The following is a 23,933-nucleotide window of genomic DNA, read 5'->3' on the forward strand; positions in this document are numbered from 1 at the left end:
TCAATGAAACCATTAAAACTACAAATGACGGCATTTGGTCCATATAAAGGAGCAGAAACGATTGATTTTTCCAAATTAGAGGGGAATTTATTATTTGCGATTGCTGGAAATACAGGTGCAGGGAAAACAACAATCTTCGATGCTATTAGCTATGCATTGTACGGAGAAGCAAGCGGTGAAGAGCGTAGTGACAGCAAGACATTACGAAGTCACTTTGCTGACGAAGAAGTACATACGTCTGTAGCACTTCATTTCTCATTAAAAGGCGATGAATACTATATTGTCCGTCAGATGCCACACAAGAAAGGAAACAACAAAACAGAGACGGGTGGAAGTATTGAATTATATGAGGTAAAAAACGGCGAACACATTCCAGCAGTCGATCGTTTTCATGTGAATGATGTAAAAGATAAAATATACGATTTAATTGGCCTAACGAAAGAACAATTTAGCCAAATTGTGATGCTACCACAAGGGGAATTCCGTAAGTTATTAACATCTGAAACGGAAAATAAAGAGCAAATTTTGCGTCGTGTGTTCAAAACAGAACATTACAAGTTAATCCGTGACTTGTTAGATACACGTCGAAAGAAGCTCGAAAAAGGCTTACAAGGCAAACAAGCAGAGCGTGATATTTATTTCCGTAACGTGGCGAAGCTCCCTCTCCAAGACGACTCATCGTTACTACAAGCTGCGAATCAAGAATATAAAAATAGCAACGCTATTTTACAAGGATTAGCAGAAGAAATTGCTCGTCATGAAGAAAAGATGAATCATGATAAAGATATTATTCAACAAGAAGAGCTACTGTTAAAGCAACAAGAAACAAATCTTCATCATGCGAAGACGATGAACCAACAGCTTGAAGCATTACAGCATAAAGAACGTGAATATGAAGCGTTAACGCAACAACAAGAAACGATTGGCCAACAAGAACAAACTCTTTTATTAGCAGAAAAAGCGGAAGCTCTTGCGATATATGAAGAATTATTCAGAAAAGCGACAAACGAATTAAGCCAAAAGAAGCAACAGCTAGAACATTTAACAAGCGAGAAAGAAATTCTTTCAAAGCAAGTAGAATTGGTAACAAAGCAATATGAAGAAGAAAAACAAAAAGAACTACTACGTATAACGAAACAAAAAGAACATGATCATTTACTTAGTTTAAAAGAAATTATCGAGCAGTTACACGAAAAAGAACGAACAATCACTGTCCTAAATAACCAAATTAAAGCCATTGAAGAACAAGTGAAAGTAGAAACTCTTCGTTACGAAGAAAAGACAAAAGAACGTCATTCTCTTCAGGTAACAATTGCTGATAAAGAGAAAAGTGTCTTACTTCTTACAAAGAAACAAGAAGAGCTACACAAACTTCGCCAAGGTGGAAAGGTTATTAAAAAGTACATCGAGGAGTATAAGAAGGGACAAGAAACGTATACAAACTATGTACAACTTCAAGCACAATATGAACAAGCAATGAAAAAATATGACGTATTAGAAAACGAATGGCTTGAAGGGCAAGCAAGCATGTTAGCTGTTCACTTAAAACATGGGGAATTATGCCCTGTTTGTGGCAGCACGGAACACCCATCAAAAGCAACTTCTCACGGTAACGTTATTGACAAACCAGTGTTAGCGGCAGCAAAAGAGAAAAGAGATGCAACAGAAAAACAATTTTTAGCGTTATCAGCAACAAAAACACAGATTGAATCAAATCTTCGTGAATTACAGCAAGAACTAAAAGATTTTGGATATAGCCATGAAGATATCGACTCAATATGGAACGATGTCGTAGAACAAGGGAAAACGATCGGCAAAGAAGTTCAAACACTTGAACAAGATGTAGAACGCGTCAATACATTACGTGAAGAACTTTCACATATAGAAAAGGTACTAGAACATAGCCTAAGAGAGCAACAAAAATACCAACAAACATTACAAGAATTGAAATTACAACTCGTTCAACACGAAACGTCATACAAGATGGATATAAAGCAACTTCCAGAAAGCATGACAACATTAAATGAATGGCAAGAGGCGTATCACCATGTACAAGCATCCTTACAACAGCTTCTACAAGCATGGCAACACGTTCAGCAAGTGTATGAACAAACAATGCAACGAAACATTCGTATTCAAGCTGATTACGAACATGGACAAAAAGAAGTAACAGTAGCAACAGATAAACATACTAAAGAGCAACAACGATTCCTCCAAGAGCTAGAAAAAGCGAAGTTCACGGATGACGTAGCATATTCAGCCGCAAAACGTACAAACGTAGAAAAAGAAACATTGAAACAAACAATTGAAAACTATCGTACAACACTTCAAAAGGTACTAGCTACAATGGAACAACTAAAAGGTGATGTAAAAGAAGCACAGTGGGCAGATGTATCCGCTCTTCAAGAAAAAATTGAGCAAACAAGCATTGAACTCGATATTAAAAAAGAATTATATTTACGTACAGAGAACCTCATTCAGGCCATGAAAGAATTAAATACGAATATAAAGGCTGTTAATACAAATATTTATGACGAAGAAAAAGTATATCAACAAGTAATTGACCTATACGAAGTCATTAAAGGGAACAATGAAAGCCGTATCTCCTTTGAACGTTATATTCTCATTGAATACTTAGAACAAATCATCGAAGCAGCAAACCTCCGTCTACATAAGTTATCAAACGGGCAATTCTCTTTACAACGTAGCGAACGAGTAGAAAAACGTAATCGTCAAAGTGGCTTAGGTTTAGATGTGTACGATTCATACACGGGAACATTACGTGACGTAAAAACATTATCCGGTGGAGAGAAATTCAACGCCTCTCTATGCTTAGCATTAGGCATGGCGGATGTCATTCAAGCATTCCAAGGTGGTATTTCCATTGAAACGATGTTCATCGACGAAGGATTCGGATCTTTAGACGAAGAATCGCTTGCCAAAGCTATTGATACCTTGATTGAGTTACAACAAGCAGGTCGTTTAATTGGTGTCATCTCCCACGTGCAAGAACTGAAAGATGCAATGCCAGCTGTATTAGAAGTCAAAAAGACAAAAGAAGGATTTAGTAAAACGACGTTTGTGGTGAAATAATTACTATTAAAAAAGACTGTATCTTTACATGTTTGTAGAGACACAGTCTTTTTTGTTGGGTTTTAACAGGAAATAACACGAAGAAAGGCGAAATATATTTCTGAAATGAAAAGGAGGATTCATGTGAACAGCTGTATTTTTTGTGAAATTATTTCGAAGCGAGAAAAAGCATATATTGTGTACGAAAATGAACATGTTTGTTGTTTCTTAGATAAATTCCCTATTAATAAGGGACATGTGCTCGTTGTTCCTAAGAAACATTATGTAGAATTTAGTGAACTAGATGCTATTACACTTCAGGAAGTAGCTCTCGCATCCCAAAAGATAGGTATAGCCTTAGAAAAGTTACTAGATGCAGATGGTGTAACATTCATGCAAAATAACGGTATTTTCAAAGATGTAGATCACTATCATATGCATATCGTATCACGATTCAAAGATGATGGTTTCAGTTGGGTTGAGCCTAATTTTGAGATGACCGAAAGGGATTTTGAATCCTTATATTTATATGTAAAAAATGTACTGTAAACAAATTCATTACATAGATAAGTAGAAAGAAGTCTCTATTCTTATTAACTTATATGTGTATGAGAATATGAAGACTTCTTTCGAAAGTAGATAAAAGAGTTTAGCTATTTACGGCATTTCTTTTTCTTTCTTTTGTCTTTGCTTTTATCTTTGCTGCGTTTAGATTTTTTGCTATCATGTTTTTTTCCCATCTTCATAACCCCCTATACATAAGTATTTGTGTCTAGTAAGGTCTGTCCCTTATCACATTAACATACTATGTTAAATTCATCGTTTGGAACTGGTGATATGCTGATTATGAAATAAATGGTTGTTTATATGACAAACAAGTACCTATTAATTAAATATTAATAGGTACTATTTTTGAAAGGGACGTGAGTGATAGTGTCTTCATTTGTTGTATTGGAAACATATAATCCGAACAGAAAATAAGGAATGGAAAGATATTATTACATTCAGAGACTACATAAGAAAACATAGAGATGCAAGGGGTACTTATGAACAATTGAAGCTCAAACTTGCAGCATGTCATGATAGAATTGTTTATACAAAATTAAAAGGCCCTTTCATTCAAGAAATTCTTCAAAAAGCAACGAAACGATGACTTAAACATTTCCCATTATTTGTGTTACTGTATTGGTTACACTATGATAGAACTAATTATGCACAAAAATAATGGAGGAACTATATGAATGAATTTTCAACGCCTACAGTTGTCGTTAGCAAATGCCTTGAGTTTGAAGCGTGTCGTTATAACGGTGATGTAATCTTTGATGAAACCGTAAAAAGTCTCAGGCCGTTTGTTACATTTATTCCGGTTTGTCCAGAGGTGGAAATTGGATTAGGGATACCACGCGAAACAATTAGAATCATATCTGAAAGCAGTGAAATACGACTTATTCAACCTTCAACTGGAAAAGATGTGACAGATGAGATGAATACATTCTCGGATACATTCTTGCAATCGCTTCCTGAAGTAGATGGCTTCCTGTTGAAAAATAGATCTCCTAGTTGCGGAATACGTGAGGTAAAAGTATATAAAGGTACACAAAAAGGAGCGATGTCAGAGAAAGGGAGCGGGTTGTTTGGTGGAAAAGTTCTTGATACATACGGACATTTAGCAGTTGAAGAAGAAGGACGTTTAAAGAATTTTACGATTCGAGAGCACTATTTTACTAAATTATTTACACTAGCATCATTTCGTGAGATTAAGCATGCGCCAACACTGAAAAAATTATTGAGCTTTCATTCTAATAATAAATACCTATTTATGGCATATAACCAAACACGACTGAAAGAATTAGGTAGGATTGTTGCGAACCATGAACAGAAAGATATTGTAGTCGTTACGTCTCTTTATGAAAACAAACTGTACGAGTTATTTGCTCGGTCTGCACGATATACATCACATGTGAATGTATGCCAACATATTTTCGGCTACTTCTCTAAACAATTACATCAAGACGAACGAATACATTTTTTATCTCTACTAGATAAGTATGTGAAAAAGAAATTACCGTTAAGTACACTAACATCACTATTGAAATCTTGGACATTACGTTTTAATAATACGTATTTAAAAAGCCAAACATACTTTCAGCCGTATCCAGAAGATCTTGTAGCAATTAGCGACTCTGGAAAAGGACGCGATTATTGACGGTTTTAAGGAACAAAAAATACCGACCGCAAGTAGCCTGATGAGGGCTCTATGTGTTCGGTATTTTTCGTATCAGGACTAACAACATTACTTATCATAAGCATACACATTGTATAACAGCGAGAAAATTCACCATGAAGGATGGGATTCATGAAAAAACTTTTCAGCATATTAATGTGTATACTCTTAACTACTGGATTAATAGCATGCAGCTCAAATGCGGAAAAAGGTGGAATGAAAGCACTTGAACCAAAGAAAGAAGAGAAACAAAAAGAAGAGCCTAAGACGCAAGAAAAAGAAGATACAGTTGGGAAAATAGAAGACATACGATTAAAAGATTTAGATAAATTCCAGATGCTTCAGCCAGAATATCAATTAGCTATTGTAATCGCACTTTTTAATAAGGCTATTTTAATGTATGATCATGGAATTGGAAATGCAGAATTCTTGTTATACGATAAGATGACAGACTCAGAAATAAAGGTAGTGCACGGTGTTCTTCAAAATCAAGTAAAACAGTTTAATCCGAAAATAGAAGAATTGATTTATGAATCTCAAGCACTCTTGCAACAAGTTACTGTTTCAAATAAAAATGAGCTTCAACAATTAGCGGATGCTAAAAAAAATTATTTGAAAACGGTAGATGAAATGATTAGTTGTTTAGAGTCTGTAACTGTTGGAAATGCCCGTGAAAGTAGAGGGAAGATGAACCAGCTAAAGAAGGAATACTTACAGCATGCTGCAGAGATAGGATTTGTTTCGATTGATATCGTACAGAATACAGGTCTTGATATAGCTCTTTACCGTCATATTGTAACAGGTTTACTCAAACAATAAATACGACTCAATAGTAAAAACCCCCACTTCAAATGAAATGGAGGTTTTTACTATTCGTGCTTAGAAACTTTTTCTTCGTTCGTGGGCTTAATGAAACGGAGAGTGAGAAATGCTCCAATAAAACTAAGCGCAATAGATACATAAAAGATAATGTTATCCGTTCCCTTAATTAAGAGGGAAAATATCGGCGGACCTGCTGCAACACCAATGAAACGCATTGAACTATAAAGGGATGTAACAGTTCCACGATGCTTCTTATCAATTCCCTCGGTTACAAATGCATCTAAAGACGGCAACGCTGCACCAATACCGATACCTCCTATAACGAAAGTTGCAATAAGAATATAAAGGGATTTAGAGAATAGAGGAATAAGTAATGAGCCACCTAACATAACAAGGCCGATACATATACACCATTTCATGGCTTTTTGATTATCACCAATCTTCTTCCCGGTAATATAAGATGTTATCGATAGCGCTAATAATGGAATAGCTAGCACAAACCCCTTAGTAATTCCATTAATATGGTATCTGTCTTCTAATACATTAGATAAATAAAAGAGCATACCAAATAAAATAAACATAATAATTGCACCGATAAGAAAGATTGTATATAACCAGCGACCGTTCTCATGTAGAATTTCTTTAATGACAGAGATGAACTCTTTCACAGGTACTTTTTCTTGTTTTGATGTAGGTGGTTTAACAAGCATTAAAATTAATATAATAGCGGCTGCGCATAGTACAGGAATAAATAGAAAGGGCATGAACCAAATAATCATGGCAAGCGCAGATCCTAGAATAGGGCTTAGTACTTTACCAAGTGTATTAGAGGTTTCAATTAATCCAAGTCCTTTACTTACTTCATCATCGTCTTTGAACATATCTCCAACGCATGGAATGACAACCGGCATTGCTCCAGCGGCACCAATTCCTTGAATAACACGTCCTATGAGAATCCACATATAAGGATTAGCTAATTTCCACGATGCCCATCCAGTAATGATACCTCCGATTGCTGTAATGATTAAACTTGGGATAATTACTTTTTTCCGTCCCCATCGATCGGATAAATAACCAGCTATAGGGATTAGTAAGATAGCTGAAATAGAGTACACCGTAATAATGAGGGACACTTGAAAATGTGAGATATTTAGCTGTCGCTCGATGACTGGCAAAATCGGAATTAGCATTGAATTTCCCAGCGTCATAACGAGTGGTACAGATGAAAGAGCCCATAACGCCCATTTTTGTTTTTTCTCCATTACACTTTAACCTTCTTCTCCTAAAAATAAACACTGTAGTAGTATAAAACATACCTTCTGCTATCATTCACACTTATCAAAATTTTATTGTGACTAGTTTGGATTCTTTTTTATTTTTGTATTATCCCATGAATAGACGAATATCAATGAAATAGAGTAGGACTTTTGAAAAGTTAGTCGAATAAATACTGTATGCGTTTTGAAAACGCATACAAAAAGGAGTGGATTATCGTGAATTTTGAACTTTCACGCGAGCATGTGCTTATTAGAAATATGGTTCGGGACTTTGCGGAGAACGAGATAGCACCATATGCAGAACAGCTTGATATTACGTCTGCTTTCCCAGAAGAAATCTTTAAGAAATTAGGGTCATTAGGTTTATTAGGTATTCCTTTCCCAGAGAAATATGGCGGTTCTGGCGGAGACACTATTTCGTACGCCATTGCGGTAGAGGAAATTGGGAAAGCATGTGCAGGAACAGGACTTAGTTATGCAGCGACTATTTCGCTAGGGTCGGCACCTATTTACTACTTCGGAACAGAAGAACAAAGACAGCGATATTTAGTCCCGATGGCGGAAGGAAAAACGCTCGGTGCTTTTGGTTTAACGGAACCGAACGCTGGCTCAGATGCTGGAGGAACACAGACGAAGGCTATAGAAGACGGAGATGAATTTGTTATTTCTGGTGAGAAGTGTTGGATTACAAATGCTGAATACTCCGATACCATCATTGTCACAGCCGTAACAGGCAAAGATGAACGGGGGAAAAATATCATTTCTGCAATCATTGTCCCAACAAATAGTAAAGGTCTAACAATTACAAGTCCGTATGACAAAATGGGGGTTCGTGCATCTAACACATGTGAAATAGTATTAGACGCAGTGCGTGTCCCAAAAGAGAATTTATTAGGTGATCCACAGAAAGGCTTTAAACAATTTTTGTATACGTTAGATGGAGGACGTATATCAATTGCTGCATTAGCTGTTGGCATCGCTCAACAAGCTCTTGATAAAGCTCTTCACTATGCAAAAGAGAGAAAACAATTTGGCAAAAGTATTTCGTCATTCCAAGCTATTCAATTCAAATTAGCTGATATGGCAATGGAAGTAGAATTAGCACGTAATATGGTATACAAGGCAGCCTGGCTAAAGGATAACAACAAACCATTTACGAAAGAAGCCGCATTTGCGAAGTTATTTGCTTCTGAAACAGCAAGTAGATCCGCAAATCAAGCTGTTCAAATTCATGGCGGCTATGGATACATGCGTGAATACGGCGTAGAACGATTAATACGAGATGCGAAGTTGTTAGAAATAGGCGAAGGAACATCTGAAATTCAACGACTCGTTATCTCACGACAATTAGGTTGTTGAATGGAGATGAAACGATGATTAATAAATTATTAATTGCAAATCGTGGTGAAATCGCAGTACGGATTATAAAAACATGCAAAAAAATGGGAATTCAAACAGTGGCAGTCTATTCCACTGCTGAAGAAGATGCTATGCATGTTCAACTAGCTGACGAGGCGTATTGTATTGGTGGCCCACGTGTACAAGAAAGTTACGTAAATGCTGAGAAAATACTAGAAGTTGCGAGAAATGCTAGCGTAGATGCTATTCACCCAGGTTACGGTTTTTTATCAGAAAATGCTCATTTTGCATCCCAATGTATTGAAGCTGGAATTATCTTCATTGGCCCATCCGCTTCACACCTTCAAAGCATGGGAAATAAAATTGAAGCAAGGAAAATGATGAAAGAAGCTGGACTTCCTGTTGTCCCTGGATGTGATGAGGCAATTGCTGATGTGGACAAAGCTGTGGCTCTTGCGAAAGAAATTGGCTACCCTGTTATGCTAAAAGCAGCTGGTGGTGGCGGTGGAATTGGTATGCAGCTCATTCAAAATGAACAAGAATTAGAAACAGCTTTCGTATCAACACAGAAAAAAGCACAAATGTTCTTTAATAATAGCGAAATGTATATCGAAAAATTAATTACGAATGCTCATCATATCGAAATTCAATTACTTGGAGATAAATATGGAAACATTATCCATCTTTTCGAAAGGGATTGTTCACTTCAACGGCGAAATCAAAAAGTAATCGAAGAAACATTGTCTCCCTTTATTTCAGATGAAACAAGAACAAAGATGGGTAAATGTGCTGTAGCTGCAGCAAGTTATATCGGTTATGAAAATGCAGGTACAATGGAGTTTTTAGTTGATGAGAATCAACATTTTTATTTTCTTGAAATGAATACACGTCTCCAAGTAGAACATCCGGTAACCGAATGTATCACTGGCTTAGATTTAGTAGAACAACAAATTTATATCGCACAAGGAAACGGACTATCCGTCAAACAAACATCTATCCTTCCAAACGGTCATGCCATTGAAGCACGTATTTATGCAGAAGATCCTACAACTTTTTATCCTTCACCTGGAACAATTACACACGTAGCATTACCTTCCAATATACGAATCGATCACTATATTCAACCAAATATGAAAGTAACACCTTTTTACGATCCAATGTTAGCGAAAGTCATTGCTTATGCTGAAACAAGAGAAGAAGCAATTTCTCATCTACACACAGCACTCATGCAATGCGATATACAAGGGATTAAAACAAATATCCCATTACTACTTGAACTTTTGACAGATCGAGATGTTGTAAAAGGAGTTTATACAACAGATTTCATAACAAAGAGAGGAGCGGCTCGAAAATGATGAAACAAGTTGCGCCGATGGCAGGAAGTGTATGGAAAGTACATGTAAAAACGGGAGAGTCAGTTGAAATCGGACAAGAACTCATTATTTTAGAATCAATGAAGATGGAGATTCCACTTGCTTCGGAGGCAACAGGGGTTGTAAAGAATGTACTCGTTCATGAGGGAGACTTCGTGAACGAGGGAGATGTGTTACTAGAAATAGAATAATTGAGGTGATTTTCTATGGATATCCCTTCACATATCACGATTAAAGAAGTTGGTCCACGTGATGGTTTACAAAATGAAAAAGTCATTTTATCCACAAAAGAGAAAATTGCATGGATTAATCGGTTATCACAAACAGGACTGTCTTACATTGAAGTAACATCGTTTGTTCCTGCAAAATGGATACCAGCTTTAGCAGATGCTTTGGAAGTAGCGTCTACTATCGAACGAAAGAAAGGTGTAACCTATGCTGCCCTTGTCCCGAATATATATGGCTTAGAGCGTGCACTTCAAGCAAATATCGATGAAATAAATGTCTTCGTGTCTTCCAGTGAAACTCATAATAAGCGAAATGTAAATAAATCTATTTCCGATACGTTAGATGTCATAAAAGAAGTAGCAGATCAAAGTCTGTTTACAGGCAGAAAAGTAAGAGGATACGTCTCTACTATTTTTGGGTGCCCTTATGAAGGGAAAATAAACCTAGATAAAATAAAGAAAATAATTGATTCTCTACTTAACATGGGGATTTATGAAATTTCATTAGGAGATACAATTGGCATCGCAAATCCTCTCCAAGTAGAACATACATTAGAAGAATTAAAGAAGTCATTCCCTTTATCTATCTTTGCAATGCATTTTCATAATACGTATGGTCGTGGGTTAGCTAATATCCTTGTTTCTTTGCAACAAGGTATTACAACGTATGATAGCTCTTTTGGAGGGCTAGGAGGTTGTCCATATGCGGCTGGAGCAAGTGGCAACGTCGCAACGAATGATCTTGTGAATATGCTACATACAATGCATGTACAAACGGGAATCGATGAACGAGCGTTAACCTTGGCCAGGAGAATCATTGATGACAAATTAGGAAAACGATTCTCAAGTCATTTACTCCAAATAAAAAACGAACAAGTAAAAAAGTAGGTGATTATTCATGTTTCAAACAGTGAAACTAGAAAAAATAGCTCCACACGTGATGAAACTAACACTAGATAGGGAGAGGCAAGCGAACGCATTGTCTCTTCAGCTTTTATCTGAATTGAAAGAAGTACTTGCAATGATAAAAAAGGATGACACAATTCGTGTTGTTCTTCTTACTGGATCTGGGGAGAAAGCATTTTGTGCAGGGGCAGATTTGAAAGAGCGCCTGCACATGAATGAAGAACAAGTAAAAGGGACAGTCGCAAAAATTAGGAGTGTCATCCATGAATTGGAATTAATAAGGAAACCAATCGTAGCTGCAATTAACGGAGTTGCATTAGGCGGTGGTACTGAGCTTTGTTTAGCGTGTGATATACGCGTCGCTTCTGAAGAGGCTTTATTTTCTTTGCCAGAGACATCCTTAGCGATTATACCTGGTGCCGGTGGTACACAGCGTCTTAGTAGATTAGTAGGAATTGGACGAGCAAAAGACATGATTTTGACTGCTCGGAAAATTACTGCACAAGAAGCGTATGAATATAAACTTATTGAATATATTGTTCCTCACGATGAACTAGAAAAAACGGCTCTTTCTATTTGTGAACGAATTGCCAAGAATGGGCCATTAGCCATTCAACAAGCAAAATATGCGATTCAAGAAGGATACGGAAAGCATATGGACGACGCATTACAAGTAGAAGCACATGCGTATGAAGCCATTATTTATACGAACGACCGGCGGGAAGGATTACGAGCTTTTGAAGAGAAACGAAAACCAGCGTACAAGGGGGAATAATCATGATCCATCGCTCAACCTCACAAGATATATACCGTGATAAAGTTGCTACAATTCATAAAGGCGGAGCAGAAAAATACCATACACAAAATAAAGAAAAAGGAAAATTATTCGTACGAGATCGTCTAGCACTCTTATTAGATAAAGATAGCTTTGTAGAAGATGCATTATTTGCAAATTGTGAAGCGACAGGACTCCCAGCAGACGGTGTTATTACAGGCATCGGGAAAATAGACGGACGAACAGTCTGTGTCATTGCAAATGACTCTACTGTTAAAGCCGGATCATGGGGAGCGAAGACGGTTGAGAAGATGTTGCGCTTGCAAGAAACCGCAGACAAGCTTCGTGTACCTATTTTTTATTTAGTTGATTCTGCAGGTGCCCGTATCACGGATCAAGTAGAAATGTTTCCAGGCAGAAGAGGTGCAGGTAAGATATTTTATCACCAAGTGAAACTATCAGGAAAGGTACCACAAATATGTTTATTATTCGGACCTTCTGCAGCAGGAGGGGCCTATATACCAGCATTTTGCGACGTGGTGTTCATGGTAGAAGGGAATGCATCGATGTATTTAGGTTCGCCGCGTATGGCTGAGATGGTAATCGGAGAAAAAGTAACGTTAGAAGAAATGGGCGGGGCACGTATGCATTGCTCTGTTTCTGGATGTGGTGATGTATTATGTCAAACGGAAGAAGAAGCTTTAATAAAAGCACGGACATACTTATCTTATTTACCTAGTAATTATGAACAAACTCCTCCAAAAGAGACAGCGCTTCTACCCAAAGAATCAACAAAGGCGTTACAAGACTTAATACCCGAGAACCAAAATGCACCGTTTAATATGATCGAGTTTATTGAACATGTTATCGATAACGACTCGTTCTTCGAAATAAAGAAGTTATTCGCACAAGAACTAATTACAGGATTTGCTCGTATAGACGGACAACCAATCGGAATTATCGCTAATCAACCACGTGTAAAAGGTGGCGTATTATTCCATGATTCAGCAGATAAAGCAGCAAAGTTCATTACACTTTGCGATGCATTCCACATCCCGCTATTATTTCTTGCTGACGTACCAGGATTTATGATTGGTACAAAAGTAGAGAGAGCCGGAATTATCCGTCACGGAGCAAAAATGATTGCGGCGATGAGTGAAGCAACTGTACCTAAAATATCCGTTATTGTACGTAAAGCATACGGTGCAGGCTTGTACGCCATGGCAGGACCTGCATTCGAACCTGATTGCTGCTTAGCCCTTCCAACTGCACAAATCGCCGTAATGGGCCCAGAAGCAGCCGTGAACGCGGTATATGCAAATAAGATTGCTTCTTTAGAAGGGGAAGAAAGAAAAGCATTTATCGAAGAAAAACGAGCAGAGTACAAACGTGACATTGATATTTATCACTTGGCGTCTGAGCTCGTAATAGATGCTATTGTCGAACCAGATCAGTTACGAGAGGAATTAATCCAACGTTTTTCAATGTATACGAGTAAATATCAACAATTTAGTGAGCGTAAACACCCTGTCTATCCAGTATAACGACGGTCAAGGGAGAGGAAAAATATGCATAAAGCAGTTTGGATACCGAATAAGGATTATATAGAGAAGACAAACCTATTTCAGTGGATGCAGTCACTAGGATTCGATGATTACGATACGTTTTATAAGAAGAGCATTGAAGAGACAGATTGGTTTTGGGGAGAGGTTGAACAAACATTAGGGATAAAGTGGATGACTCCTTATACGAGCGTATTAGAAGGAGAAGATATCGCATTTCCTTATTGGTATGCAAATGGTACATGCAATATTATTCAAAGTGCGTTAGAACAATGGGTAACGAATGGAGAAACAAAGAATCGGCTAGCTATTGTTTCTGAGCGAGAAGATGGAACATATACACAACTTACGTATGAGGAGGTATATAAGCGTGTAACAGCTGTTGCGAACGGTTTAAAGAAACAAGGAATCAAAAAAGGAGATCGCATAACAATCTATATGCCTATGACACCAGAGATTGTTATTGCTATGTTAGGTGCGATTACGATTGGAGCAATCGTCTCACCTGTATTCTCTGGATTCGGTCATCATGCATTGGCAACACGTATAAACGCTGCTAACTCAAAGATGCTTATTACTGCTGATGGCTTTTCACGACGAAATAAGTACGTATCGTTACACGATGAAATAGAAAAAGCAATTGTCTCCACACCGTCTCTTGAAAAAGTTGTTATGGTAAGCGATACAACAATCTCAGACAATCCTATGTATTGTTGCTGGGCGGAACTCGAGCAAGGAGGAGATGTACTCCCGATTGAAGAGATGAGAAGTGATGACCCTTGCATGTTGCTTTATACATCAGGAACGACAGGAAAGCCAAAAGGAACCGTTCATACGCATACTGGATTCCCAATTAAAGCAGCATTTGACGGGAAATACGGCATGAATATCTCTAAGGGAGACAAATTACTATGGATAACAGATATGGGCTGGATGATGGGGCCTTTTCAAGTATTTTCATCGCTTATAAACGGTGCAACTATCGTCATGTATGATGGTGTCGTTGATTATCCAACATCCAATCGATTGTTTGAATTAATTGATAAACATGACGTCACTCACTTAGGCATTTCGCCAACGTTAATTCGTTCACTCATGACAAAAGACGATGTACATGTAGAAGATTATGATTTAACTAGTTTACAAGTCATCGGATCTACTGGTGAACCATGGAACGAAACGCCTTGGTTATGGTTATTTAAGCAGATTTGCAAAGAAAACGTACCTATTTTCAATTATTCAGGTGGAACTGAAATAGCGGGAGGAATTTTTGGGAATGTTCTTGTCAAACCTATTTCACCTGTAACATTTAACTCTCCTTTACCTGGTATGGCAGCTACTATTGTAGATAAAACAGGAAAACATGTTGTAGGAGAGGTAGGGGAATTATGTTTAACAAAACCATGGGTAGGCATGACAAAAGGATTTTGGGAAGAGGATGAACGCTATAAAGAAACATACTGGAACAAATACGAAAACATATGGGTACACGGCGACTTAGCAGTTACAGATGGCTTATATTGGTCAATTAATGGACGATCAGATGACACATTAAACATTGCCGGTAAACGAATCGGACCTACAGACTATGAATCTATCCTTGTTCAACATGATAACGTCGTAGAAGCAGCCGCAATCGGCGTACCAGATGAGAAAAAGGGAGAAGTATGCTATTGCTTTGTTGTAACGAAAGAGGAGAGAGGCGATAGTGAAAAATTTGAACAAGAATTAAAGAAACTCTTACAAGGAAGTATCGGAAAGGCGCTATGTCCAGAAGCAATTCATTTTATTTCAGATTTACCAAAGACACGAAATGCAAAAGTCATGCGCCGCGTTATTAAAGCTTCGTTTCTAGGAGAGGATTTAGGTGATTTATCATCATTAGTAAATCCTGAATCCGTTAACGAAATCATTGCGATTTCACAAAAAGAAAACGACTAGATGAATGATAAAGGGGACACGTGATGAGTTGGATAGAGGCATTCATACTAGGAATTATCCAAGGTTTAACTGAGTTTTTGCCAATCAGTAGTACAGGACATTTATATTTAGGGCGCCATATGTTTGGTTTAGATGATGCTGGATTATTTTTGGATACGATGCTTCATATCGGAACGTTAGTAGCAATTTTCGTGTACTATAAAGACGAATTCATTCGTATGGCAAAGGATCCATTTGGAAAACGAACGTTTTTACTCGTTGTCGGAACAGTCCCGGCCATTATCGTCGGATTATTATTTAAGGACTTTTTCGAAGAAATTTCAAGGACAGGCGTGACAATTGGTTGGGAATTCCTTATAACAGGACTTTTCTTATATGTAGCTGATTCAATAAAGAATGGTCATAAGAAACTAGACGATATTACGTATGCAGACGCATTATTTATCGGTTCATTTCAGGCGTTAGCCATTTTCCCAGCTATTTCACGATCTGGAATGACAATTGTAGCATCATTATTTAGAAAGTTAGACCGTGGAACAGCAGCATATTTTTCATTTTTGCTGTCGACACCAGCAATACTTGGTGCAATTGTTTTACAGTCAAAAGACCTTGTAGAAGGAAGTTATGAACAAATTTCAACGAGTTCATTAATAATCGGATGCATTTCATCAGCAGTCTTCGGATACATAGCTGTAAAATGGATGATTAATTACTTGAAGAAACATTCTTTAAAGATATTCGCGTATTATGTATGGGCACTTGGAATCTTAATATTGTTGCTGCAATATACAAATGTTTTTTAATAAGTTAAGTGATATGTAGAAATTCGTTTTATTACATATCACTTAACTTTTTTGATTCCGTCTCACTATTAAGAGTTTACTTCTGATATGAGACTGGATATTTGTTCATTTTTACAACTTCCTAGAATATATATTATGTTAACTAGAAAAAAGATTGTTTTTGATAAATCGACAATAAGCGATACTCCTACCTTAATGCCACATTTATACGCACTTAATAAATGTTTTTAGCTAATCCTTAATTTGCTCTATTTCATCAAATTATATAATATCTAGCTTTCCAGTACACCATCTATTAATAAGATGCGAATACTCTTCTTTTCTTAATAAAAATACTTTTGTAGATATATTCTTTTTAGAATCTCTCGTTGTTGGCCACTATGTACAAAAATGCAACACAAATGGCATTGTGTTGCATTGAAATTTAATATTATTAAAATCACTTCTTTTCATACTGGAAATTTGCTCGCAGTACCCCTTCCAGAGTTTATGTATCCCCCATTTTTTTGTGACTACTTTTAGCATTAATACGTATATCTGAAATCAAAAAGATGCTAATTAAAATAACCATAAGGCCAGCAATCATTCCGATATTAATTTGTTCATTTAGAAAAACAACGCCCCATATCATACCGAATAAAGGAACCAGAAAGGTTACGCTTAATGCTTTAGTAGGTCCTACACTTGTGATTAAATAAAAATATAAAAGATACCCAATAGCAGTGCATAAAAGAGCTAAACAAACAACAGACCATACTACGGTAGGTGTAATCGTTGATGCGGATGTAGGTAAATGGAATAATGTAAACGGAATAAGAAGGAAAGACGCTCCGATTTGCTGTCCAAAAGCAACTAACAAAGGTTGTACACCATTAAAAGCCTTTTTAGCATAAACGCCACCAATTCCGTAAAATACGGTTGAGAGTATGCAGAGAATAATAGCAATTATTACTTCTGGCGTAAATGATATAGGGCTCCAGCCAACCAAGAAGAGTACCCCAATGATACCAACCATAATGCCAATCCACTTTCGAACACCTAGCTTTTCTTTCAACCATAGCCATACAATAAGAGCCGTAAATAGTGGTGTCATCGAATTAATAATAGCCATTATCGATGCGTTCAAATGTAGCGAAGCTGTAGAAATTAGTGTAAATGGAATTGCAGCGTTTAATGCACCGATGATTAAATATTGTTTCCACCGTTGTCTCCATTCAGTTGATTTTTTAATTATAATTATGTAAATTAACAATGCAATTGCCGCAATTGTTACACGTCCTTGAGTTGTTAAAAAGGGACCAATTGCAGGGGATGCAATTCGCATAAATAAAAATGATGCCCCCCATAATGCAGCTAGCCCAAATAATGCTGCAATGTCTTTTGTTTTCATGAGTTTTCTCTCCCTTCTCTGTTTCTAAATCTACTTTGGGATTGCTCTTATTGACTGACATCAAAATAAATAATGATTATACCTTTTTATTAGAGCCGATACAAGTATTGCTACAACCAGGGACAACGTAATTTATAAAAAATCCGATGTTAAATGAGTTTTGACTTGTTGGAGTCTCCCCTATCTTTTTAATAATTGATATCTTCTACGTACATTTCCTTAATAAACACATAAAATAATTCCATAAAAAATGTGAAGGATGGAGAAAAATGTACTATGAACCTTATATATATCGATATCCTTGTTATGATGACTTTCTAATATATAACTATTGGCGACAACCTGCTTATTGGCCTTTCCCTAATGAGATAGAACATGAAAAAAGATTGAATTATTATCGCTCTTCCAACAATAATGGAAGTATTTCATTAACGGACTATGGACCAAAAGCCTTTACAGTTAACATTAATAAAGCAGCGAAGCAAAACAATACGTATCGTACCACATTGTGGACGGGTAAACATTTACAAGTGACGTTGATGAGTATTCAAGTTGGCGAAGATATTGGTTTAGAAATACATCCTGATGTTGATCAATTCTTACGTATTGAACAAGGCCAGGGAATTGTTCAAATGGGCAAAAGTAAAGACAATTTAAATTTTAGTAGAAATGTTTATGATGATTTTGCAATAATGATACCTGCCGGAACATGGCATAACTTAACTAATACAGGTAACATTCCACTAAAACTGTATTCAATATATGCTCCTCCAAATCATCCATTTAATACGGTTCATGTTACCAAGGAAGAAGCATTAGCTGCAGAAAGAAACACTCCCTAATAATAGAATTTATTAGGGAGTGTTTCTTTCTAAACTATTTACCTGTCTCAGCAAATTTCTTGATACGGGTTTTAATCTCATCTCGAACACGTTGGAATTCAGTCCATTCTTTCCCTGCTGGATCGTCAAATCCCCAATGAGCACGTGTTACGTGTGTCGGAGTTGTTGGACATACTGAATCAGCATGGCTGCAAAGTGTGATTACTAAATCAGCATTATTTAAGATTTCCGTATCGATAATATCTGATGTTTGGTTTGTAATATCAATATTTACTTCATTCATAGCTTTGATTGCATTTAGATTTACTCCGTGAGCTTCAATACCGGCAGAGTAAACGTTCCACTGATTACCTAAATAATGTTTCCCCCACCCTTCAGCTATTTGGCTACGGCATGAGTTTCCCGTGCATAAAAAGTAAATTGTTTTTTTATTTTCCATGTTGTTTTCCACCTTAGTTGTAAAATTTATTGTAGTTGATTATTAAAATACTTACGCTTAAACCATAAAGCCACATTTACAAGGGCAATCATAACTGGCACTTCGACTAATGGTCCTATAACGGCTGCAAAGGCTGCACCAGAGTGAATACCAAATACTCCTACTGCGACTGCAATTGCTAATTCAAAGTTATTGCTGCCTGCTGTAAATGCTAGTGTTGTTGTAACCTTATAGTTAGCACCAATCTTTCGTCCCATGAAGAACGAAACAAAGAACATAATAACAAAATATATGAGTAATGGAATTGCTATTCGTACTACATCTAATGGTACGCTAACAATCATTTCTCCTTTTAAAGAGAACATGATAATAATAGTAAATAACAGTGAGATTAATGTGATTGGACTAATTTTAGGAATGAATACTTTTTCATACCACTGTCGACCCTTTAGCTTTACTAGTATAAAGCGTGTTAACATACCAGCAAGGAATGGAATACCTAAGTATATGAATACAGACTTAGCTACTTCTGACATCGTAATGCTTACGACAGCTCCTTGTATTCCTAGCCATTCTGGAATAACTGTTACAAATACATAAGCATATACAGAGAAGAAAATCGTTTGGAATACAGAATTAAATGCCACAAGTCCAGCTGCGTATTCTGAATCACCTTCGGCAAGGTCATTCCATACTATAACCATTGCGATACAACGAGCCAAGCCAATCATAATAAGCCCTACCATGTATTCAGGCTTATCAGGAAGAAAAATAATTGCTAGTGCAAACATGAGTACAGGTCCAATAATCCAGTTTTGTACTAAAGACAATACTAAAACTTTTACATCTTTAAACACTCTTCCCATTTCTTCATATCGGACTTTTGCTAATGGTGGATACATCATCAGGATTAGGCCGATAGCCAATGGCACAGAAATCGTTCCGACTTGAAGACTATTGATGCTGTCTACAAATCCAGGAGAAATATATCCTATTCCAATCCCAATTGCCATTGCAAAAAATATCCATAGTGTTAAATATCGATCTAGAAATGATAAATTTTTCATTTGATCCCCCTTTTCTTTATTAACAACAAGAAGTTGTTATCACTCGGCTAGGAGAATTCTCAGATGTAGGTATTTCATACATAATTCTCCCTTACCGTTCTAATAAATCAAAAAAAGTTGATTTATTAGATAAGAAAAACTAGCAACAACTTCCTTTTCCAGTTTTTCTAAAAATACAACACAGTTCTTCAGAAAGTAAATTGTTTACTTCTACATCATTTAAATCATAATAGCTCCATGTTCCCTTTGTTTCTTTAACGATTAAACCTGCATCCAACAAAATCTTTAAATGATAAGATAATTTTGATTGAGTCATATCGAATATTTCTACAAGATCGCACACGCATGTTTTTCCTCGTTGACAAAGCTCATACATAATTTCTAAGCGTTTCTGATCAGCTAATGCTTTAAATTTTTTCTCATATTGCTGGAACTGTTGTACCATTATATTCATTTCCTTTCATCAACTTTTTTTGATATTTACAGTATATGCGAAAATATTTGTATCACGCAACCTATAAATCAATTTATTTTGATTAAACAGTACATCCTTAGGTGTTCACAAAATAACAAACCTTAATAATTCAATAATCAAGGCTTTTATTTTGTTACTTATACTCATCCTTCAACTGCTTACATTAAGTTAATGTAAGCAGCATCAAAATCTATTTCTTTTTTAAATGAAATAATCTTTATATAGTCTAAACTTCTTTCGTGTTTGTGAAATATTCTTGAATAACTTCATTTGTTATAGAAATCATCCTGTCTATTTCTTCTTTTGTAATAATATACGGTGGCATAAAGTACAAGACATGTCCTAAAGGCCTTAAAAGTAATCCTTTCTCTAAAGCTAATTGATAAATCTTATATCCTATTCTTTCTTCACTAGGAAAAGGTTCTTTCGTTTCTTTGTTTTTTACTAATTCAATTGCTCCAACCATACCTGTTTGTCTATATTCTCCAACATAAGGTTGATATGTAAACGTTTCAGAAGCCACTTTCTTCATGTATGCACTTTTCTCTTTGATTATTTCTAGATAATTATTGTCCTCGAATATGTTTAATACTTCAAGTGCCACTCTACATGCCAAAGGATTCCCAGTGTAGCTATGCGAATGCAAAAATGCTTTCATACTGTTGTAATCATCGTAAAATGCATCGTATATATCATCTGTTGTTAAAACAACGGATAGTGGTAAATAGCCACCTGTTAGTCCTTTAGATAAACACATAAAGTCAGGTGATATCCCTGCTTGCTCACATGCAAATAACGTTCCTGTACGGCCAAACCCTACTGCTATTTCATCTGCAATCAAATGAATATCATATTGTAGGCAAAGATCTTTTAATTTCTTGAGATAACGAGGCGGATACATTTTCATTCCAGCTGCTGCCTGAATCAATGGCTCAACAATAATTGCGCTTATCTCTTCATGGTATAGCTCCAATTGCTCTTCTACATATGAAATGCAAGGTGTATCACAACTATTTGGGGTATTGTTGAATGGACAGCGAAAACAATCAGGCCCTTGCGCCCGAATTGTATCCAATAATAAAGGGTGATAGATTTGGTTATACAGCTCTACCCCTCCAACAGATAACGCACCAAGCGTTTCACCATGATAAGCATCTGTTAGTGCTAAAAATCGTGTCTTATTTGCTTTTCCCTTCTGTAAATGATATTGAAAACTCATTTTCAACGCAATTTCTATTGCGGACGATCCATTATCTGCAAAAAATACTTTCGCTAGACCATCGGGTGTTAACTTAACAAGTTTTTCAGCCAAATAAATGGCTGGTTTATGCGTAAAATTAGCAAATATAGTGTGCTCTAATTGAAAAGCTTGTTCCGTCAAGGATTTACTTATTCGCTCATTTGCATGTCCAAATAAATTTACCCACCATGAAGAAACGACGTCCATGTATTCCTTGTTGTTTTCATCATACAGATAAACTCCTTTTCCTTCTGTAATAACGATAGGAGGGAATTCTTCATAATCCTTCATTTGAGAACATGGATGCCATACATAATTCAAATCTTTTTTTTGTAAATTAGAAAGCTTCAACATTGTATCGCTAACATCCTTTCAAGGAAATCAATTCCCTCAATTTGGACATCTTTTAAATCAGAAAGTTTATGTAATTTAGGCATAACGATAACAGGTATATTCGTTCTTTGTTTAATTGTTTCGATATTGTTAATCTCAAGTTCTGTATCTTCAAACATATTGAAAACAATCCCAGCGATAGGAATATCTCTGTTTTTAAGTGCTTCAATCGATAATAACGTATGATTAATCGTACCTAGCTTTGAACTGGCGACTAATATAACTGGTAGCTGTGTTTGTTTAATCAAATCAATAAAATAATAATGTGGTTGTTCGTTTAACGGAACATATAAGCCCCCTGCTCCTTCACATATTACGGAATCATACATCATCTTTAACTGTTGAATATGATTAAGAATGATTTCTTCTTCAACTCCAGCACCTTCTAACTTAGCTGCATAATGTGGTGATGCTGCTTCTTTGAACGAATAACTATTCAAATGAGTTTCTATTAAACTACTTTCACTAAACATTTGATAAAATGTTGTATCTTCATAATATGATTGTAAATCTTCCACAACAATCCCCGTTTGAACAGGTTTATAAGGTATAACTGATTTACCTTGCAGTTGAAAATAACGCATAAGATATGTAGTTATTATTGTCTTACCTATATTAGTATCAGTTCCGACTACCCAGAAGTTTTGTCCCATAATAATCAAGCTCCTTCACATATGTTAACTTATTTATAATAAAAGTTAACATATGTGAAGTGAAACTGTAAATAGTTCTTCTTCGGAATGATTAATGTACCCTTCTCATAGTTGCACGCATAGCTGAGAAGTATTTTGCGCTTTTACTTAAAATACAAGAATAATATCAGACGAAGACACAACTACAAATATGATTCATATTGTAAAATTCACTATGAAATCCAAGTAAAATAAATAGTTTACCTCCCTTCTCTCTCTAAAACCCTGCTTTCTATAACATACATTCATTGTTATTTTACATTTACTCGTTTTCTTTATTTTTAAATAGAACGAATAACATAGTATTACTATTATAAAAAAGTAAAAATAAAGGTTTTCATTGAATATTGTTGGATTTAGAAGTATTATATACATATTCAAACATTTGAATATGTATATAATACTTCTAGACTATTTAAAATCAATGACATGTACTGGAGGAGCTTACATGAGCGGCGAAATGCAACAATTTAAAGCTGATTTCTTTAAAGCTTTATCACATCCTTTGCGAATACACATTCTTGAATTATTATCAGAAGGCGAAAAAAGCGTAAACGAAATCCAAAGCATTCTTAATAAAGACGGGTCTGCTGTTTCTCAACAGTTAAGCGTACTACGTTCTAAAAATATTGTTGTCGGTAAAAAAGACGGAAAACGCGTGTTATATTCTCTTCGGGATCCTATGATTATGAACTTACTAGCAGTTACGAAGGAAATATTTAATAACCACTTAATTGACACAATCTCAATGTTAGAAGAACTAGATGGAAAAGAATGATGTAGACGAAAAAAAGACATATCCAAGATAGATTAGGATGTCAAAAGGACATATAGCCTATTCCATCTTGGGTATTTGGCATTCATTTTTTTGTTTCATACATTCTAAAATGACGTTCAATGGTAAATGTACCATCAAGATACGGCTCCAGATAAAGCACGGGTAATGCTTTTTATAGACATGAATCAACTAGATAGTCTAGATGGAATAATTAAAAAATGGAGGAGATTTAGGTGAATTAAAATGTCATTGTAAAAACAATAGATTGGTATTCAT

General features: G+C 36.0%; 22 protein-coding genes. 15 read left to right on the top strand and 7 right to left on the bottom strand.

Going from position 1 to position 23,933, the window contains the following annotated elements; genetic code table 11:
* Positions 1 to 3 precede the first annotated feature (3 nt).
* The 5 genes from IEV41_RS04560 (at position 4) to IEV41_RS04580 (ending at position 6,115) form a co-directional block, all read left to right on the top strand.
* Positions 4 to 3,093, top strand: a complete 3,090-nt coding sequence (locus tag IEV41_RS04560; RefSeq protein ID WP_188387249.1) for an SbcC/MukB-like Walker B domain-containing protein — start codon at positions 4 to 6, stop codon at positions 3,091 to 3,093.
* A 105-nt stretch (positions 3,094 to 3,198) separates the two neighbouring features.
* A complete protein-coding gene (locus IEV41_RS04565; protein WP_239534452.1) occupies positions 3,199 to 3,621 on the top strand; it encodes an HIT family protein in 423 nt (140 codons plus the stop codon).
* A gap of 397 nt (positions 3,622 to 4,018) precedes the next feature.
* Positions 4,019 to 4,225: a GrpB family protein gene (locus tag IEV41_RS20330; protein WP_188387251.1), complete on the top strand. Its 207-nt coding sequence runs from the start codon at positions 4,019 to 4,021 to the stop codon at positions 4,223 to 4,225.
* 84 nt (positions 4,226 to 4,309) lie between these two features.
* Positions 4,310 to 5,278 carry a YbgA family protein gene (locus IEV41_RS04575; protein WP_188387252.1) on the top strand — a complete coding sequence of 323 codons (969 nt, stop codon included), beginning with the start codon at positions 4,310 to 4,312 and terminating at the stop codon, positions 5,276 to 5,278.
* A gap of 150 nt (positions 5,279 to 5,428) precedes the next feature.
* Positions 5,429 to 6,115, top strand: coding sequence for a hypothetical protein (locus IEV41_RS04580; RefSeq protein WP_188387253.1), 687 nt, complete (start codon positions 5,429 to 5,431; stop codon positions 6,113 to 6,115).
* 50 nt (positions 6,116 to 6,165) lie between these two features.
* Here the strand turns inward: IEV41_RS04580 and bcbE are convergent, their stop codons facing one another.
* Positions 6,166 to 7,380 carry a bacillibactin exporter BcbE gene (gene bcbE / locus IEV41_RS04585; protein WP_188387254.1) on the bottom strand — a complete coding sequence of 405 codons (1,215 nt, stop codon included), beginning with the start codon at positions 7,378 to 7,380 and terminating at the stop codon, positions 6,166 to 6,168.
* 231 nt (positions 7,381 to 7,611) lie between these two features.
* Between bcbE and IEV41_RS04590 the strand changes: the two genes are divergently transcribed.
* Genes IEV41_RS04590 through IEV41_RS04625 form a run of 8 tightly spaced genes read left to right on the top strand, consistent with a single transcriptional unit; the run spans position 7,612 to position 16,341 of the window.
* Positions 7,612 to 8,754, top strand: coding sequence for an acyl-CoA dehydrogenase family protein (locus IEV41_RS04590; RefSeq protein ID WP_188387255.1), 1,143 nt, complete (start codon positions 7,612 to 7,614; stop codon positions 8,752 to 8,754).
* Between the two features lie 14 nt (positions 8,755 to 8,768).
* A complete protein-coding gene (locus IEV41_RS04595; RefSeq protein ID WP_188387256.1) occupies positions 8,769 to 10,109 on the top strand; it encodes an acetyl-CoA carboxylase biotin carboxylase subunit in 1,341 nt (446 codons plus the stop codon).
* On the top strand, positions 10,106 to 10,318 hold the full coding sequence (locus tag IEV41_RS04600; RefSeq protein WP_188387257.1) for an acetyl-CoA carboxylase biotin carboxyl carrier protein subunit: 213 nt from the start codon (positions 10,106 to 10,108) through the stop codon (positions 10,316 to 10,318). Before IEV41_RS04595 ends, IEV41_RS04600 begins: the two co-directional genes overlap by 4 nt.
* Before the next feature lie 15 nt (positions 10,319 to 10,333).
* Positions 10,334 to 11,242 (top strand): hydroxymethylglutaryl-CoA lyase, encoded by a 909-nt coding sequence (locus IEV41_RS04605; protein ID WP_188387258.1) that lies wholly within the window; start codon positions 10,334 to 10,336, stop codon positions 11,240 to 11,242.
* A 10-nt stretch (positions 11,243 to 11,252) separates the two neighbouring features.
* A complete protein-coding gene (locus tag IEV41_RS04610; protein ID WP_188387259.1) occupies positions 11,253 to 12,035 on the top strand; it encodes an enoyl-CoA hydratase in 783 nt (260 codons plus the stop codon).
* A 2-nt stretch (positions 12,036 to 12,037) separates the two neighbouring features.
* A complete protein-coding gene (locus IEV41_RS04615; protein ID WP_188387260.1) occupies positions 12,038 to 13,579 on the top strand; it encodes an acyl-CoA carboxylase subunit beta in 1,542 nt (513 codons plus the stop codon).
* Positions 13,580 to 13,603: 24 nt separating this feature from the next.
* The gene (locus tag IEV41_RS04620; protein WP_188387261.1) at positions 13,604 to 15,538 is read left to right on the top strand and encodes an AMP-binding protein; all 1,935 of its coding nucleotides are present in this window, start codon (positions 13,604 to 13,606) and stop codon (positions 15,536 to 15,538) included.
* 23 nt (positions 15,539 to 15,561) lie between these two features.
* Positions 15,562 to 16,341: an undecaprenyl-diphosphate phosphatase gene (locus tag IEV41_RS04625; RefSeq protein ID WP_188387262.1), complete on the top strand. Its 780-nt coding sequence runs from the start codon at positions 15,562 to 15,564 to the stop codon at positions 16,339 to 16,341.
* Between the two features lie 487 nt (positions 16,342 to 16,828).
* On the opposite strand, the gene IEV41_RS04630 is transcribed toward IEV41_RS04625, so the two are convergent.
* On the bottom strand, positions 16,829 to 17,731 hold the full coding sequence (locus IEV41_RS04630; RefSeq protein WP_188387263.1) for a DMT family transporter: 903 nt from the start codon (positions 17,729 to 17,731) through the stop codon (positions 16,829 to 16,831).
* Between the two features lie 269 nt (positions 17,732 to 18,000).
* Between IEV41_RS04630 and IEV41_RS04635 the strand changes: the two genes are divergently transcribed.
* Positions 18,001 to 18,573, top strand: coding sequence for a cupin domain-containing protein (locus IEV41_RS04635; RefSeq protein WP_188387264.1), 573 nt, complete (start codon positions 18,001 to 18,003; stop codon positions 18,571 to 18,573).
* Positions 18,574 to 18,607: 34 nt separating this feature from the next.
* Here IEV41_RS04635 and arsC read toward each other — a convergent pair whose 3' ends face one another.
* From arsC to bioD, 5 genes are all read right to left on the bottom strand, one after another.
* Positions 18,608 to 19,012 carry an arsenate reductase (thioredoxin) gene (gene arsC, locus IEV41_RS04640; RefSeq protein WP_188387265.1) on the bottom strand — a complete coding sequence of 135 codons (405 nt, stop codon included), beginning with the start codon at positions 19,010 to 19,012 and terminating at the stop codon, positions 18,608 to 18,610.
* Positions 19,013 to 19,038: 26 nt separating this feature from the next.
* The gene (gene arsB, locus IEV41_RS04645) at positions 19,039 to 20,079 is read right to left on the bottom strand and encodes an ACR3 family arsenite efflux transporter (RefSeq protein WP_188387266.1); all 1,041 of its coding nucleotides are present in this window, start codon (positions 20,077 to 20,079) and stop codon (positions 19,039 to 19,041) included.
* Between the two features lie 139 nt (positions 20,080 to 20,218).
* Entirely contained in the window at positions 20,219 to 20,524 is a 306-nt protein-coding gene (gene arsR, locus IEV41_RS04650) for an arsenical resistance operon transcriptional regulator ArsR (RefSeq protein ID WP_188387267.1), read from the bottom strand.
* 256 nt (positions 20,525 to 20,780) lie between these two features.
* Positions 20,781 to 22,148 (bottom strand): adenosylmethionine--8-amino-7-oxononanoate transaminase, encoded by a 1,368-nt coding sequence (gene bioA, locus IEV41_RS04655; protein WP_188387268.1) that lies wholly within the window; start codon positions 22,146 to 22,148, stop codon positions 20,781 to 20,783.
* On the bottom strand, positions 22,142 to 22,840 hold the full coding sequence (gene bioD, locus IEV41_RS04660; RefSeq protein ID WP_188387269.1) for a dethiobiotin synthase: 699 nt from the start codon (positions 22,838 to 22,840) through the stop codon (positions 22,142 to 22,144). Before bioD ends, bioA begins: the two co-directional genes overlap by 7 nt.
* 487 nt (positions 22,841 to 23,327) lie before the next feature.
* Here bioD and IEV41_RS04665 point away from each other — a divergent pair, with 487 nt between their 5' ends.
* Positions 23,328 to 23,657 (top strand): ArsR/SmtB family transcription factor, encoded by a 330-nt coding sequence (locus IEV41_RS04665; protein WP_188387270.1) that lies wholly within the window; start codon positions 23,328 to 23,330, stop codon positions 23,655 to 23,657.
* The last annotated feature ends 276 nt before the right edge of the window (positions 23,658 to 23,933 follow it).

The organism is Priestia taiwanensis, assembly GCF_014638355.1.
In the GTDB taxonomy this organism is placed as follows: Bacteria; Bacillota; Bacilli; order Bacillales; family Bacillaceae_G; genus Priestia_D; species Priestia_D taiwanensis.

Bases quoted from the DNA above. Each gene is read 5' to 3' on its own strand.
- IEV41_RS04600 (WP_188387257.1), top strand. From the start codon at position 10,106: ATGATGAAACAAGTTGCGCCGATGGCAGGAAGTGTATGGAAAGTACAT.
- bioA (WP_188387268.1), bottom strand. From the start codon at position 22,148: ATGTTGAAGCTTTCTAATTTACAAAAAAAAGATTTGAATTATGTATGG.
- arsR (WP_188387267.1), bottom strand. From the start codon at position 20,524: ATGGTACAACAGTTCCAGCAATATGAGAAAAAATTTAAAGCATTAGCT.
- IEV41_RS04625 (WP_188387262.1), top strand. From the start codon at position 15,562: ATGAGTTGGATAGAGGCATTCATACTAGGAATTATCCAAGGTTTAACT.
- IEV41_RS04620 (WP_188387261.1), top strand. From the start codon at position 13,604: ATGCATAAAGCAGTTTGGATACCGAATAAGGATTATATAGAGAAGACA.
- IEV41_RS04560 (WP_188387249.1), top strand. From the start codon at position 4: ATGAAACCATTAAAACTACAAATGACGGCATTTGGTCCATATAAAGGA.
- bioD (WP_188387269.1), bottom strand. From the start codon at position 22,840: ATGGGACAAAACTTCTGGGTAGTCGGAACTGATACTAATATAGGTAAG.
- IEV41_RS04575 (WP_188387252.1), top strand. From the start codon at position 4,310: ATGAATGAATTTTCAACGCCTACAGTTGTCGTTAGCAAATGCCTTGAG.
- IEV41_RS04605 (WP_188387258.1), top strand. From the start codon at position 10,334: ATGGATATCCCTTCACATATCACGATTAAAGAAGTTGGTCCACGTGAT.
- IEV41_RS04565 (WP_239534452.1), top strand. From the start codon at position 3,199: ATGAAAAGGAGGATTCATGTGAACAGCTGTATTTTTTGTGAAATTATT.
- arsB (WP_188387266.1), bottom strand. From the start codon at position 20,079: ATGAAAAATTTATCATTTCTAGATCGATATTTAACACTATGGATATTT.
- IEV41_RS04610 (WP_188387259.1), top strand. From the start codon at position 11,253: ATGTTTCAAACAGTGAAACTAGAAAAAATAGCTCCACACGTGATGAAA.
- arsC (WP_188387265.1), bottom strand. From the start codon at position 19,012: ATGGAAAATAAAAAAACAATTTACTTTTTATGCACGGGAAACTCATGC.
- IEV41_RS04665 (WP_188387270.1), top strand. From the start codon at position 23,328: ATGAGCGGCGAAATGCAACAATTTAAAGCTGATTTCTTTAAAGCTTTA.
- IEV41_RS04595 (WP_188387256.1), top strand. From the start codon at position 8,769: ATGATTAATAAATTATTAATTGCAAATCGTGGTGAAATCGCAGTACGG.
- IEV41_RS04615 (WP_188387260.1), top strand. From the start codon at position 12,038: ATGATCCATCGCTCAACCTCACAAGATATATACCGTGATAAAGTTGCT.
- bcbE (WP_188387254.1), bottom strand. From the start codon at position 7,380: ATGGAGAAAAAACAAAAATGGGCGTTATGGGCTCTTTCATCTGTACCA.
- IEV41_RS04630 (WP_188387263.1), bottom strand. From the start codon at position 17,731: ATGAAAACAAAAGACATTGCAGCATTATTTGGGCTAGCTGCATTATGG.
- IEV41_RS04635 (WP_188387264.1), top strand. From the start codon at position 18,001: ATGTACTATGAACCTTATATATATCGATATCCTTGTTATGATGACTTT.
- IEV41_RS04580 (WP_188387253.1), top strand. From the start codon at position 5,429: ATGAAAAAACTTTTCAGCATATTAATGTGTATACTCTTAACTACTGGA.